This window comes from Pseudomonas fluorescens (assembly GCF_001307155.1).
Taxonomy (GTDB): domain Bacteria; phylum Pseudomonadota; class Gammaproteobacteria; order Pseudomonadales; family Pseudomonadaceae; genus Aquipseudomonas; species Aquipseudomonas helvetica.
In genome coordinates this window covers 3242647-3256447 of sequence record NZ_CP012830.1, presented here as the reverse complement: position 1 = coordinate 3256447, position 13801 = coordinate 3242647, and the positions used below count along the sequence as shown (strand labels likewise).

General features: G+C 59.5%; 12 protein-coding genes, 1 tRNA gene and 2 pseudogenes. 8 read left to right on the top strand and 7 right to left on the bottom strand.

Annotated features, from left to right (window positions below; genetic code table 11):
- Positions 1 to 150: 150 nt before the first annotated feature.
- A complete protein-coding gene (locus AO353_RS14690) occupies positions 151 to 1368 on the bottom strand; it encodes an MFS transporter (protein ID WP_054595605.1) in 1218 nt (405 codons plus the stop codon).
- A gap of 332 nt (positions 1369 to 1700) precedes the next feature.
- On the opposite strand from AO353_RS14690, the gene AO353_RS14685 reads away from it, so the two are divergent.
- Together AO353_RS14685 and AO353_RS14680 are read left to right on the top strand one after the other, a co-directional pair.
- Positions 1701 to 3758 carry a methyl-accepting chemotaxis protein gene (locus tag AO353_RS14685; protein WP_054595604.1) on the top strand — a complete coding sequence of 686 codons (2058 nt, stop codon included), beginning with the start codon at positions 1701 to 1703 and terminating at the stop codon, positions 3756 to 3758.
- A 116-nt stretch (positions 3759 to 3874) separates the two neighbouring features.
- Positions 3875 to 3951, top strand: a tRNA-Met gene (locus AO353_RS14680).
- 123 nt (positions 3952 to 4074) lie between these two features.
- On the opposite strand, the gene AO353_RS14675 is transcribed toward AO353_RS14680, so the two are convergent.
- A complete protein-coding gene (locus AO353_RS14675; protein WP_054595603.1) occupies positions 4075 to 5178 on the bottom strand; it encodes a DUF2817 domain-containing protein in 1104 nt (367 codons plus the stop codon).
- A gap of 190 nt (positions 5179 to 5368) precedes the next feature.
- On the opposite strand from AO353_RS14675, the gene ggt reads away from it, so the two are divergent.
- Positions 5369 to 7213, top strand: a complete 1845-nt coding sequence (ggt, locus tag AO353_RS14670) for a gamma-glutamyltransferase (protein ID WP_054595602.1) — start codon at positions 5369 to 5371, stop codon at positions 7211 to 7213.
- 46 nt (positions 7214 to 7259) lie between these two features.
- Here the strand turns inward: ggt and AO353_RS14665 are convergent, their stop codons facing one another.
- Positions 7260 to 8093 carry an alpha/beta hydrolase gene (locus tag AO353_RS14665; RefSeq protein WP_054595601.1) on the bottom strand — a complete coding sequence of 278 codons (834 nt, stop codon included), beginning with the start codon at positions 8091 to 8093 and terminating at the stop codon, positions 7260 to 7262.
- 297 nt (positions 8094 to 8390) lie between these two features.
- Between AO353_RS14665 and AO353_RS14660 the strand changes: the two genes are divergently transcribed.
- Positions 8391 to 8693 (top strand): type II toxin-antitoxin system HigB family toxin, encoded by a 303-nt coding sequence (locus AO353_RS14660; RefSeq protein ID WP_054595600.1) that lies wholly within the window; start codon positions 8391 to 8393, stop codon positions 8691 to 8693.
- A gap of 3 nt (positions 8694 to 8696) precedes the next feature.
- The gene (locus AO353_RS14655) at positions 8697 to 9068 is read left to right on the top strand and encodes a helix-turn-helix domain-containing protein (protein WP_054595599.1); all 372 of its coding nucleotides are present in this window, start codon (positions 8697 to 8699) and stop codon (positions 9066 to 9068) included.
- A 151-nt stretch (positions 9069 to 9219) separates the two neighbouring features.
- Here the strand turns inward: AO353_RS14655 and AO353_RS14650 are convergent, their stop codons facing one another.
- Both AO353_RS14650 and AO353_RS14645 read right to left on the bottom strand, forming a co-directional pair.
- Complete coding sequence (locus tag AO353_RS14650) at positions 9220 to 9573, bottom strand: gamma-glutamylcyclotransferase family protein (RefSeq protein WP_054595598.1); 354 nt, start codon at positions 9571 to 9573, stop codon at positions 9220 to 9222.
- A 99-nt stretch (positions 9574 to 9672) separates the two neighbouring features.
- Positions 9673 to 10314: a LysE family transporter gene (locus tag AO353_RS14645; protein ID WP_054595597.1), complete on the bottom strand. Its 642-nt coding sequence runs from the start codon at positions 10312 to 10314 to the stop codon at positions 9673 to 9675.
- Between the two features lie 160 nt (positions 10315 to 10474).
- Here AO353_RS14645 and AO353_RS14640 point away from each other — a divergent pair, with 160 nt between their 5' ends.
- Entirely contained in the window at positions 10475 to 11284 is an 810-nt protein-coding gene (locus AO353_RS14640) for an AraC family transcriptional regulator (RefSeq protein ID WP_054595596.1), read from the top strand.
- Between the two features lie 76 nt (positions 11285 to 11360).
- A complete protein-coding gene (locus AO353_RS14635) occupies positions 11361 to 11729 on the top strand; it encodes a cupin domain-containing protein (protein ID WP_054595595.1) in 369 nt (122 codons plus the stop codon).
- A 21-nt stretch (positions 11730 to 11750) separates the two neighbouring features.
- On the opposite strand, the pseudogene AO353_RS32160 reads toward AO353_RS14635, so the two are convergent.
- Positions 11751 to 12179, bottom strand: a pseudogene (locus AO353_RS32160) (methyl-accepting chemotaxis protein); the annotation flags it as partial.
- A gap of 111 nt (positions 12180 to 12290) precedes the next feature.
- Positions 12291 to 12977, bottom strand: a pseudogene (locus AO353_RS32155) (PAS domain-containing protein); the annotation flags it as partial.
- A gap of 302 nt (positions 12978 to 13279) precedes the next feature.
- On the opposite strand from AO353_RS32155, the gene AO353_RS14625 reads away from it, so the two are divergent.
- A complete protein-coding gene (locus AO353_RS14625; RefSeq protein ID WP_054595593.1) occupies positions 13280 to 13795 on the top strand; it encodes a RidA family protein in 516 nt (171 codons plus the stop codon).
- Positions 13796 to 13801 lie beyond the last annotated feature (6 nt).

Below are 13801 nucleotides of genomic sequence, written 5' to 3'. Positions count from 1 at the left end.
GCGAGTTTTCATGAATACCTGTTTAGAGCCCCTTGATAACGCCCCCTATTTATCCACGATCCCGTCGCTTTTCCCGGTGACGTGGCGAATCTGAACGCAAAAAAAAGCGCCGACGGGATCGTCAGCGCCTTGGCCTCATGAGGGTTCTGCTCAGGCTTTTCGGGTCCTTGGCAAAAAGATCGCCAGCACCCCGAACAGCGGCAAGAACGAACACAGCCTGTACACGTATTCAATGCTGTGAATGTCCGCCAGATGCCCCAGCAGCGCCGCACCAATCCCGCCGAAACCGAACATCAGGCCGAAGAACACCCCGGCGATCATGCCGACATTACCCGGCACCAGTTCTTGCGCGTAGACCACGATGGCCGAGAATGCCGAGGCCAGGATGAAGCCAATCACTACGCTCAAGATGCTGGTCCAGAACAGGTCGACGTGAGGCAGGATCAAGGTGAATGGTGCAACACCGAGAATCGAAAACCAGATCACCGCCTTACGGCCGACTTTGTCGCCAATCGGCCCACCAAAGAAGGTCCCCGCCGCGACCGCTCCGAGAAACAGAAACAGGTGCAACTGCGAACTGGCCACCGACAGGTCGAACTTCTCGATCAGGTAGAACGTGAAATAACTGGTGAAGCTGGCCATGTAGAAATACTTGGAAAACACCAACAGCCCCAACACCACCAACGCGCTCACGACCCTGCCCTTCGACAGCCCGTGAGTCGCCGCCTGACCTTGCTTGAGCTTGAACAGGCTCAAGTGATTGGCGTACCAGCGGCTGATGCCATAGAGCACCACCAACGCAAACACGGCGAACAATCCGAACCAGGCGACATTGCCCTGACCGAACGGAATGATGATCGCCGCCGCCAGCAACGGCCCAAATGCGGAGCCGGCGTTGCCACCGACCTGGAAGGTCGATTGCGCCAACCCGAAACGCCCACCCGAGGCCAACCGCGCCACGCGAGAAGCTTCCGGGTGAAAGGTCGAGGAGCCGATTCCGATCAACCCCGCTGCCAACAGAATCAACGGAAAACTGCCGACCTGGGACATCATCAAAATGCCGACCAGGGTGCAGATCGCTCCTGCCGGCAGCAGATACGGCTTGGGATGGCGATCGGTGTAGTAACCGACCCATGGCTGCAACAGCGATGCCGTGAGCTGAAAGGTCAGGGTAATCAGGCCAACCTGGGTGAAGGTCAGCCCGTAATTGGCCTTGAGCATCGGGTAGATCGACGGCAGCACCGACTGAATCAGGTCGTTGATCAAATGTGCCAGCGCCACCGCGCCGATGATTCGCATGACCAACGGGCTGCTTTGCGAAGTCGCGAGTGCCGGCGATGCGACAGTTTGAGCGTTACTGGTAGCCATGAGAGTTTCCATACAGCGTAAAGGAGAGCACTTGCAGGTGCGACAATGTGCCATCTTTCGGTGCAGCAACGCCATCCCCTTAGCCTGCTAACGATCTCTGGATTGTCGGCCGTCAGATGCTAGCGCAGTGCCATGGTCTGAATCTTGCCTTGCTTATCCGCTTCAACGCGGCCCCTTACAAAGGGGATCGAGAATGGGAAGTTTCACCACAGCGCTGGTCCCACATGACCCGCCGAGGTGAACTTTCGAGGCCTTTTATGAGGGCACAGGGTGCGGCCATAACGCCGCGACCGCACGCCATTGGTGCGTGGTGCCCAGAGGAGTAGTCGGGCATGCAGGCTTTTCTGGCACCGGGGATTGGACTGCTTGGGCGTTTCGGTTTCGCCCGCAAGTTTCAGTTGTTGTTTCTGCTGTTTATCCTGCCGCTGGCGGGCAGCCTGTGGATGATTGGCCAGGATTACCGCGACAAGCTCAGCCTGATCGCCGGCGAGCGTGCCGGTGTGCGCCAGCTGATCGCCCTCGACGCGTTGGACAACCTGCTCGCCGCCCAACGCGACCGCGCCGCACGCTGGCGCGCCACCGAAACCAATCGCCAGCCAACACCGGCCACTGTCGCCGCGATGGCCGCGTTCGATGCCGTACAGCCTGCTCTGAATCAAGCCGTGAACGATCTTGGCCATGCGCTGACAACCGAAGGGGCCGAGGCCGACACCCTCAGTCGCTATCAAACCCTGCAAACCGCGCTCAATGGTCTGGACTCGAAAAGCCTGAGCAGCGTCGGTTGGTGGCCGGATGGCTATGAACGTTTCACTGCGGCCCTCAGCGCATTGCAAGCACTGCGCGAACAGATCGCCATGGATAACCGCCTGACCCTGGCTCCCTGGCTGGAAACCTACCTGCTGACGCAGATCTCGACCCAGCACGCGCCAGACCTGATCGAACGGGTCGGTCGCCTTGCCAGCATCGGCCAGGCATCGGTGGTGTCCGGACAATTCTCATTGCAAAGCCGCCTGCAACTGCGCGATCTGCGCGGCCGCATTGGCGACGCTCGCGAGCAACTGATCAAGACTGGCAGCTTGCTCGAAGCACGACTACCCAGTGCATTGCAAGCCTGGGCCGGGCAATACCACGACAGCCTCAAGCATCTGGACACCGGACTGAAAGGCCTGGATGACGGCATGTTCGGCGCCAGCATCACGCTCAAACCAGAAGACTTCGAACGCAACCTCGACGCCCTCCTCTCTGACCTCGCCTCGCTGCGCCAGCAAACGCTGGTGTCACTGGATCAGCGTCTGGACTACTACCACGGCTCGGCCATTCGCCAGTTCATCCTGGTGGCGAGCGTCCTCGGTTGCCTGCTGCTGGCCGCGCTGTATTTGTTCATCTGCCTGCAAGCTTCGATCCGCCGTAGCGCCAGCGGCATTACGCTGCTCGCCGAAGCCCTGCGTGATGGCAACCTGAGCCTGCAAGTGCCGGTGCACGGTCGCGATGAGCTGGCAGCGATCAGCACCGCGCTCAACGTTGCGGTGGTGCAACTGCGCACCAGCCTGCTGGGGGTCGATCACGAAACCCTGCAATTGGGCAACGCGGTGCGAGCCCTCAATACTCACGCCAGCGAGGCACTGGGCGAAGTCGAAGCCCAACAGTTGCAGATCAGCCAGATCGCTGCTGCGGCCACGCAACTGGCCGCCACTTCGCAAGGGGTCGCCCAGAGTTGCGAACACGCCTCAGGCAGCGCTCAGCAGACCCAGCGCATTGCCGCCGAGAGCAGCCGTGACAGCCAACGCACCACAGCGAGCATTCAGCAGCTCAATCAACGCCTGAACGATACTGCCGCCGCCCTTGGCCGGGTCAGCGAACAAGGGCAGCAGATTCAACTGGTGGTGGACACCATTCGCGGTGTGGCCGAGCAGACCAACCTGCTGGCGCTCAATGCCGCCATCGAAGCCGCCCGCGCAGGCGAACAAGGCCGGGGCTTTGCGGTGGTCGCCGATGAAGTGCGCAGTCTGTCGCAGCGCACTCAATCCTCCACCGCACAGATCGCCGGCACCGTCGACAGCCTGCGCAGCACTGTCAACGAAGCCGTGACCCTGATGGAAGCCGCCTGCGGCCAGGCCCAAACCGACGCACAAGCGGTTACCGGTCTTGGCGAACGGCTGGGGGAAATCGCCAGCGCGGTGCAAAGCGTCACCGATACCCTGGCGCAGATCGCGACGGCGGTAGAAGAGCAAGCCAGCACGGCCGATGAGGTCAGTGGCAACATCCAGCAAGTCGATCAGGCCGCCGTGCGCCTGCTTGAAGGCGCACGAGCGGTGAACCTCGCGGCGGACACCTTGAGTTCAGGCAGCAAGGCATTAAGCGAGAATACCGGGCGGTTTCAGCTGGGTTAAAGCTGAAAACTCATCCGTTTTTATGGGGCGGGTTGATAAGCGGTTGAAAGCGTAGAGAAATATTTTAGATTTACGCTTGACACTTCATCGTTACGAGCCAATAATGCGCGCCACTTGGCTACATAGCTCAGTTGGTTAGAGCATAGCATTCATAATGCTGGGGTCCGGGGTTCAAGTCCCTGTGTAGCCACCAAGTACTAAAAACGGCTTACCGAAAGGTAGGCCGTTTTTTTATGCCTGAAGAAAAGTACCCGGCCCACCGACGGCTCACATCGCTCTGTGAGCCGCAGGATTCATCAAGCGCCGAAGCGCTCGACTATAGCGTGGGCAATGCCGACAACGCCTTTTCCCATATCTGCCGGGTGCGAACCCAGACCATTTCCTGCCAGTCACTGTCAGCGGGATAGAACTGCTCAACAAGTTTCAGCTTGATCGCCCGCCCCACTGCATCACCCGGATTGCCGTGCAGGTGCAACCAGTGATCGTCACGCAGATGAGCATGCACCGCCTCTCCCGGGTAGGTGCCGCACTCGATGACAAACGGCATCAGGCGCACCTGCGGCAGCGCATCAAGTAGCGCCTGCGAGGTGTAGCCAGTGGCCGATGCGGCAATCCCGGTTTCGCTGTGGGTCTGCGCACCGGTTTGAATGGTGTAGAGCCACGGACCGTAAATGGCCTGCGCCTGCTCCAGTGCCGAATAAGCCGCTTGCGTAACGGTCAGCAGCATCGGATGGCCGTACTCTCCCGCACCGGAGTGCAGGTCGAAACACATGGCGACCTCGGCCTGGGAGAGATGCGCCGCAATGATCTGATGCAAGGTCCGGTTCGACCAGCTCGGCGCCAGCCCACCGTAAAACAGACCGTCGGGATGACTGTGCTGGCCGCCCTCGACAATCGACATCACTGTCGGCCAGCCATGCTCGCTTAACTGCGTGGCAAGCAAGGCATCGGCGCGTTCACGCTCCGGGCCGTGTAACTGGTTGAAGGCATAAATCGGGTGAAGCGCTGCGTAGGCCTGATTGTCGGGCAACGGCCGATCAAAGTTCAGGTGATTGCGGTTCAGATCGATGTTGTCTTCGTTGACGCGACGCAGCCACGCCGTGCCCCAGGGATTGATCAAGTGGATCATCACCACTGCGACATCGGCGGGTAGTGGGCGTTTGCCGAACTCGTTCAGCCAATTGATCTGGCACTCAGAACCGTAGAAGCCCTCAACCCCGTGGGTGCCGCTCAGCATCACCAGCAAACGCTTTGCACCGGGGTCGCCGAGCACCGCCACGTCAGTGCTCAACGACTCGCCAAACGGCCCTTTGAGTGGATGCGGGTATTCGGTCAACCGGGCTCCGGCTGCGGTCGCTGCCGCCAGGAATTGTTCGCGCTGCGAACGGTAACTTGGCTGCGTTGGGAACTCGGTCTGCATGTCGGCCTCTTGTTGTTATTGATGTGTTTTTAGCGAAGATCTAGCGCCTCCGACCCTACAGAAAAACCCAGCATCGAAGAAGAGAAAAGCTGCCCATCCGTCGACCAATACGCACAAGACCAGCGTTGCAGCTGGCTCAAGGCGCAGATACAGTCCATTGATCCTTTATCCAACGGACGGAGTGCCCCACGTGTTCCCAACCTTCCATTTGAGTCGCTACCGCCTGACTGCCCTGTCGCTGCTAGCCGCCGCGCTGACCCTCGCTGCCTGCAGCGCCCCGCCCGCTTCGTCGGCCATCAGCGCCTTGCCCGTGGCCCCGGAAATCGCCTCGGGGTTTCGCACCGACCTGCACACCCAATACGCTGCCAAACACATGGCCGCAGCGGCCAACCCACTGGCAGCCGCAGCGGGACGAGAGATGTTGCGTCAGGGCGGTTCGGCAATCGACGCGGCCATCGCCATGCAAGCGGTGCTGACACTGGTTGAGCCGCAATCCTCGGGGATCGGTGGCGGCGCGTTGATCGTGCTCTGGGATGGCAAGGCCGTGCGCACCTACGACGGCCGCGAAACCGCACCCGCTGGCGCGACTGAAAAGCTCTTCCTGCAAGCCGACGGTAAACCCATGCCCTTCCCCGATGCGCAGATTGGTGGTCGTTCGGTCGGAACACCAGGGGTGTTGCGTGCATTGGAGCTGGCCCATCAAAAGCACGGTCGTTTGCCATGGGCGAAGCTGTTCGAGCCGGCCATTGCCCTGGCGGAAAAGGGCTTTGCGATCTCGCCGCGCCTGCATACGATGATCGCTTCCGATCCGTTCCTGCCGCGCTCCCCTGACATGGCTGCGTACTTCCTGAATGCCGATGGCAGCCCGAAAGCCGTTGGTACGTTGCTGAAAAACCCGGCACTGGCCAAGGTCCTCAAACGTGTTGCCACAGAAGGCCCGAGCGCGTTGTATGAAGGTCCAATTGCTCAGGAGATCGTCGCCAAGGTTCAAGGCAATGCCAACCCCGGCAGCCTGTCGTTGAACGACCTCAACGGCTACAGCGCCAAAGAGCGTGCCCCGCTGTGCACCGACTACAAGCGCTGGCAAGTGTGCGGCATGCCGCCGCCATCATCGGGCGGGATCGCCGTGGCGCAGATCCTCGGCACCTTGCAGGCACTCGAAAGCAACGACAGTCGCTTCACTCTGGCGCGACTGAAACCACTCAAGACCGATAAACCGGCGGGGCTCGAACCCGCGCCTGAAGCCGTGCACCTGATCGCCGAAGCCGAGCGTCTGGCGTACGCCGACCGCGCGCAGTACGTCGCCGACTCGGACTTCGTGCCGGTCCCGGTCGCCGGTCTGGTCTCCCCTGCCTACCTGACCAACCGTGCAAACTTGATCAGCGAACGCAGCATGGGCAGCGCCAAACCCGGCACGCCACCGGGCATCCAGGTGGCCTACGCCCCAGACCGCTCACCACTGCGAATCTCTACCTCGCAAGTGGTGGCCGTCGACGATCAGGGCGGTGCCGTGTCGATGACCACCACCGTTGAAGCCGCCTTCGGCTCGCACCTGATGGTGCAGGGTTTCATGCTCAATAATCAGATGACCGACTTCTCGTTCATCCCCGAAGAAAACGGCCAACCCGTGGCCAACCGTGTCGAGCCCGGCAAGCGCCCGCGCTCATCCATGGCGCCGACGCTGATCTTTGATCGTCAAAGCGGTGAGCTGGTCGCGACACTCGGTTCGCCCGGCGGCTCGCAAATCATCGAGTACGTTGCCAAGTCGGTGGTCGGCCTGCTCGACTGGAACCTCGACCCGCAAGCCGCCATCAGCCTGCCCAACTTCGGCAGCCGCAATGGCTCGACCGAACTGGAGCAAGGCCAGTTCAGCCCGGCGCTGATTCAGGCCCTCAAGGACAAAGGGCATACGGTCAATCAAATCGACATGACCAGCGGCACCCAGGCCATCGTTCGCGTACGCGACGCTCAGGGCAAAGCGGCCTGGGCCGGTGGCGCCGATCCACGGCGTGAAGGTGAAGCGCTGGGGGACTGATCGACTCTGGAAATGACCAAGGGCTTACCGCGAGGCAAGCCCTTTTTTATTGTCTGGCGCCAGCACACTGGATCGGTCGATCCCGCCAATCGCCCCATACCTTGTCCAGCCCCTCGGCATGGGACACACCTGGCAAGACCACCACTTCCAGGCAGTCAGCCTGCCCTAGCGCCCGACGATAACTGTCGACCAGGGCCGGCGGTACGATGGAGTCGTCAGCGCCGACCAGGTGCCGTTGCCGAACATGAGCCAGGCGCGCTCGGTTATCCAAGGGTTCCAGCGAGCCGGTGAGCGGACTGAGGTTCAATCGCTCGGCCCACAACCTGGGGCTGAGATTACCGGCCAGGGTTTGCACCTGGGCAATATCGTCGCGGCGAGCCGCTAGCAACAAAGCCAACGCGGCACCGCCGGAATAACCGATCAGCTCAAAGTCCTGGTTGCCGTAGCGACTTTTGATCTGGTTCAACGCCTGATCGAGACTGTCCAGCACCTCGGGAGAAAAGCGCCGCGCGGTCCACAGTGCCGGCACACACCCTGGCGTACTGACGAACTGACAAGGACGCGCGAGGTAAAGACTCGGGGTCGGATCACTGAACGCCATCCCGGCAATCAACAACTGCTGTGGACTGGGGTCGAGGCTCGGCTGGGAAGCCGTCGCCCAGGCGTGGCCGTCACCTTCCAGGTAAAGACGGATCCGACGGCTATCGGGACGTTTCAACGGAGTACTCAGCATCAGCGGAAAAGCTTGAGTAACGATTATTTCCACATGCTGAGCATGCTCTGACGCCAGCGCTTCCAGAGACTGTCTGGGCGACTGGCAACCACTCAGCAAAGCGCCGAGCAACAACGCAATCTTCAAGACACCTGGTTTGCGCTTCATCTGCTCCCTCCGACACGTTCGACCAGGACAGACACCCACGCCTGCTGCCACCCAGCGCGCGATTGTAGTCGTAAATGACGGTCAATTCGTGCCGTTACCCGATAGCGGAGTGCAGGTATGTGAACGGCCACATCCAGCAATGATATTTGCGCCTGACCTATCCAAGGGCTTGAACAGCGGTCGCTATGCTTGAGTACCGGGGCATTGAGTGACATGGACAGCAAACTCGATCCGCCGTACATCGCTATTCACCTACAGCAACTTGCAGCAGTCCCAGCATGGGACTAGGATCGTGCCATGAGAATTATCGCTATCAGTCACATGAAAGGATTCTGGGAGAAATACCCTGACTCAGAGCAGTCATTCCTGGCCTGGATTGACGAAACAAAGGACGCTAACTGGGCAAGCCCTGCAGATATCAAGGCCAATTTTGGCAGCGCCAGTATCCTCAAGAGCCGCAGGGTGGTGTTTAACATCAAGGGTAACGCCTATCGGCTTGTCGTCGCCGTGGCCTATCGCTTCGGGGCCGTATACATAAAGTTTGTCGGCACTCACCAGCAATACGACGCTATCGATGCCGATACCGTTGAAATGGAGTAACCCATGAACATTCGTCCGATTCATACCGAACAGGACTACCGTGCAGCCCTCAAGGAAGTATCTGCACTATTCGACAACGAACCAGAACCGGGCACGTCTGAAGGTGACTACTTCGACATCATGATTACCCTCATTCAGGCCTACGAAGCGAAGCAGTTCCCGGTTGACCTTCCCAACCCGATAGATGCGATCAAATTTCGCATGGAACAATCGGGCTTATCTGCTGCTGACCTGGCCCCAGCCATTGGCCGGACAAACAGAGTGTATGAAGTACTCAACGGCAAACGGGCGTTGACACTGCCCATGATCTGGAAACTCCATGAGCTGTTCGGGATTCCGGCAGAGAGCCTGATCAAGCCCGCCAGAGATATTTAAGCATTGCGCGTTTCGTTCGAAAAAAGCGAAACACGCAAGCTTGAGCTTTCCTCCAGGCGCCACTGATATCAAGCCGGCACACCCAGAATGATGTGCGAGGCCTTGATCACCGCCGTGGCGCTAACATTCAAGCAGCGCCTGGCCTGCAGACTCACGCACTCACATACACCCATGCCTCGATCCCGGACGCCAGCACTACGCTGACCCGCTTGTAATCCGAGACTTCATAGCTGTCAGCAGCCGCCAGCTCCGCTGGCGTGATCCGGAACACCATACCGGGGATCGGCGCACTGTCAGCACTGCCGGGACGCAGGATAGGATGGTGAGTCTTGCCACTGGTCGCCAACACTTCGGGGTCGGTAATTTCGACCCAGGACTGCTCGTAACCGAGCATCTGATCCGCGCTGCCGGACAGTTCGCGACCGAAGTTGGCGAGTTGCACGGCTTTGTCCTGCAGGGTTCCGTAGGAAAACAGGTAGACCTGCGCATTGCTTGAATCGGTCATCAGCGAACCTCGTCTCTAAAAGTAGCGTTTCGGATGTCTTGCTCGTTTACCGGGCGAAAACCGACAGCCATTCTGGGGACGCCTTATCCCCGTAACACTTCAACGATTCGCCACCAGATGGGCGCCGAACAGCACGTAACAACTGCCGGCAAAGCGCTCCAGCCATTGCCGTGAACGACCATAAGCGCCCGCTACCCGGTGGCTGGCAAACAGCAGCGCTACGGCGCAATACCAGCTGAAGGACAGCGTAGCCATAGTGATCACCGCCAGTGTCAGCAACATCGGCGGTGGCGAAGCCGGCATTGAAGTGGCGAAGATGGTGGCGACGAACAGCGCTGATTTCGGGTTGGTCATGTTGCCCAGAAATCCCTGACGATAGGCCGAAAACAGCGCGCGGTATGGCTCGCTCGACCCCGCACTTGCACCGAGGCTCAGTGCCGGTTTGCGCTTGAACTGCTTCAACCCCAGATAGATCAGGTAGCAACCACCGGCGATCTTGAATGCCAGATACAGCGTCGGTGCGGCGGTAAACAGCGACTTTATTCCCAGGCCGCCGGCCAGCCCCCACAGCACAGTGCCTGTCGCGACACCCAACGCAGCCACCACTCCGTGGCGCCGCGAGCAACTGGCGGCCAGTTGCGCGGTGGTAAAAAAGTTTGGCCCCGGAGTAACCACCGCGACGGTCCACAGCAACGCCAGCGATAACAAGGGGGCAGCATAGGTCAGGTGTTGGAGTTCCACCTGTGAATCACCTCTATGTGAGCGGTGGAAAAACCGCAGAACAACGCCCACGGCGTTTTACTCGACCTTAGGCACAGCAATCAACCGTTATCCGGCTGACAGCCAACCCGCAGCTGAGCTACCGTGTTCGTCACCGAACACCCGGACACGAAGACTCCCCATGGGCAAGCAGAAAATCCTCACCGACTGGTTCCAGCGCGCCCCCGATTCGGGCGGGCTGGAGCGTATCGAGGCGTTTTTTTCGGGCCATGGTTACGACCTTCATCGTCACGACACCTATGCCATAGGCCGCACGCTGTCGGGGGTGCAAAGCTTTCAGTACCGTGGCGGCTGGCGACATAGCTTGCCGGGCGGGACCATGGTGTTGCATCCCGACGAAGTCCACGATGGCGAGGCCGGTACCGAGGATGGCTTCAAATACCGGATGCTTTACGTCGAGCCGGCACTGATCCAGCAGATGCTCGGCGGCCAGCCTTTGCCCTTTATCAAGACCGGTATTTCCACTGATCCACGCTTGTTCGCGGCGACCGAGGTCCTGTTGCAGAGTATCGATCGCCCCCTCGATCCGTTGGAGCAGCAAGATGCGCTGTTTGATCTGGCGCAGGCCATGAGCGCGGTATCGGGGGTGCCCACCCATCGTCAGAGCTTCGATTACCTCGCGGCAGAACGCGCTCGCGAGTTCATGCACAGCGCCCTCGACCAAACGCTGACCCTGGATCAACTGGCCGAACACAGCGGGCGTGATCGCTGGAGTCTGTCGCGGGACTTTCGCCTGCTGTTCGGCACCAGCCCCTATCGTTACCTGACCATGCGCCGCCTGGATCTGCTGCGCTCATTGCTGATGCAGGGTGAGTCGCTAACCAACGCCGCGCTGATCGCAGGCTTCAGCGATCAAAGCCACATGACCCGGCAGTTTGGCAAAACTTACGGCCTGTCACCCGCCCGCTGGATGAAAATGCACCGCCGCTGAGCCGCGCACAATCGTGCAAGAAGTGCACTGCTGCGCAGGCTACCGTGGGCTCACAATCACCAACGGGAGCCACGTCATGCAGCCATATCAAAGCCTGAATTTTGCCAACAAACTTGCGCAGATCAACGAGCACTGGTCGCCGCGGGTCATCGCCGAAATGAACGACTACCAGTTCAAGGTGGTGAAACTGCTGGGAGATTTCATCTGGCACGATCATCAGGACACTGACGAAACGTTTATCGTCCTCGAAGGCCAACTGCGCATCGATTTTCGCGATGGTCAGGTGCTGGTGTCCCAAGGCGAAATGTACGTGGTGCCCAAGGGCGTCGAGCACAAGCCGTTTGCCGAACAAGAGGTCAAACTGCTGCTGATCGAACCCAAGGGTGTGCTCAATACCGGGAGCGAAGGTGGCGAGCGTACGGCGCTGAATGATCTTTGGATCTGACGAGGCTCACTCGAGCCGCGCTTAAGTCGACAGCTGATTGGCGAACTGCCCGACCGCGTTGACCACCTTTTGCGCGCCATCCTGGATCTCGACGATCACCGTGCCCGCCTCGGCGGCCAGCGCCAAACCTTGTTCGGCCTGGAGCTTGCCATCTGTCATCAACACCACGGCATCGCGCGCCATGTCCTGGTTCTGACGCACTACACCAACAATTTCGTCGGTGGCTTTGCTGGTGCGCGAAGCCAATTGCCGGACCTCGTCCGCCACCACTGCAAAACCTCGGCCCTGCTCACCGGCACGGGCCGCTTCGATGGCGGCGTTGAGCGCCAGCAGGTTGGTCTGTTCGGCAATGCCGCTGATGGTTTTGACGATGGTGCCGATCACCAGCGACTGTTCGTTCAGCGCCTCGATGCCTTCACCAGCCTGCTGCATGTGCTTGGCCAGCTCACGCATCACGTCCACCGCCTGAGTCACCACGGCGGTACCGCGTTGTGCACAGTTGTCGGTCTGCAACGAGGTGCTGTAAGCGATGTTCGCCGCTTCGGCAACCGCTTGTTCCTGATTGACCTGATCAGTGATCACGGTGGCGAACTTGACCACTTTGTAGAGCTTTTCATTCGCGTCGTGCACCGGGTTGTAGGACGCTTCGAGCCAGACCACTCGACCATGGCTGTCGACGCGTTTGAAGCGGTCGGCCACGAACTCGCCAGCGTTCAAGCGTCGCCAGAAGTCCTGATACGCGGAGCTGTTGTACTCCTCGGGCTCACAGAACATGCGGTGATGTTTGCCTTTGATCTGCGCCAGGCTATAACCCATACCGTTCAAGAACCGCTCATTGGCCGTCAGCACATTACCGTTGAGGTCGAACTCGATGACGGCTGTCGAACGAACCAGCGCCCCGATCAGGTTCTCGTGTTCACGTGACGCCTCGATGGTTCGGGTCAGGTCACTGGAGTAAATCGAAAAGTGTCTTATCCGGCCATCCGAGCTACGAATCGGCTGGGCAATAGAGCGCAACCACGCTTCCTCGCCATTGCCTCTGAGCAAGCGCACAGCGCCCGCGAAGTGCTCACCACGGGTCAGGGCATTCTTGAAGCGCAGGTGAAATTCATCGGTCTTGACGTGGGCCGGAACGATCTCTTCGATGTGCCGACCAATCAGGTCATTGCCCTTGTAGAGCATTTCCTGGGCGAAATTCTGGTTAATCGATTGCACCCGTCCATCAGGGTCCAGGGTGAGCACAAGCATCTCGCTTTCCAGGCTTTCCTTCACTTGTTGAAGGCTGGAGAGTTCCTCGCGAAGAGCCGACAGCTCCTGCTTCAAGCGTTTATTGAACATTGCGATGCACCGATGGGCAGGGTTGAGAGCGTCCTTCAGACTTACCATCGGCCTTACCCGGCTTTTCTGAAGAGCTTTGCCGGGTTGTCCTACAAAAATAGTTGGCAGCTGGCCACTATGCGCCCGTAATGCCTCAAAAACGGCGTTTTGAAGGGCGATTCAACACGCTATAGTCTGCGCTGCACCACCGCCACCTACAGGAGAATCGACGCATGGATCAGTCACGCAAAGCACTATTCGATGGCATCGCCCAACAGCTGGGGCACCGCTTCGACGGTGAAATGCGCATTGGCGGCAACTACGTGCCTGCGGTGCAAAACGGTGATGAGGTGTACGTCAGCGGGCAGATTCCACGCATTGAAAATACGGTGATGGTGGTGGGCCGGATCGGTGCCGAAGTGTCGTTGGATCAAGGCCGGTATGCCGCGCAGATCTGCACGATGCGCGCATTGGCGATCCTCATGCAGTTACTCGGCGACCTCGAACGTATCAAGAAGATCTTGCGCATTAACGTCTACGTGCAAAGCGCCGCCGACTTCACGCAACAAAGTGAAGTCGCCGACGGTGCGTCGGAGGTGCTTTACCGGATTTTTGCCGAAGCCGGTGTTCACACACGGACCTCGGTAGGCGTGTACCAGTTGCCGAAAAACGCCTCGGTCGAAGTCGACATGATCGTCGCGCTTGAGCCTGAACCAGCACCGTTTGAGGAAGATGAACCCTACGATTGAAGTGCC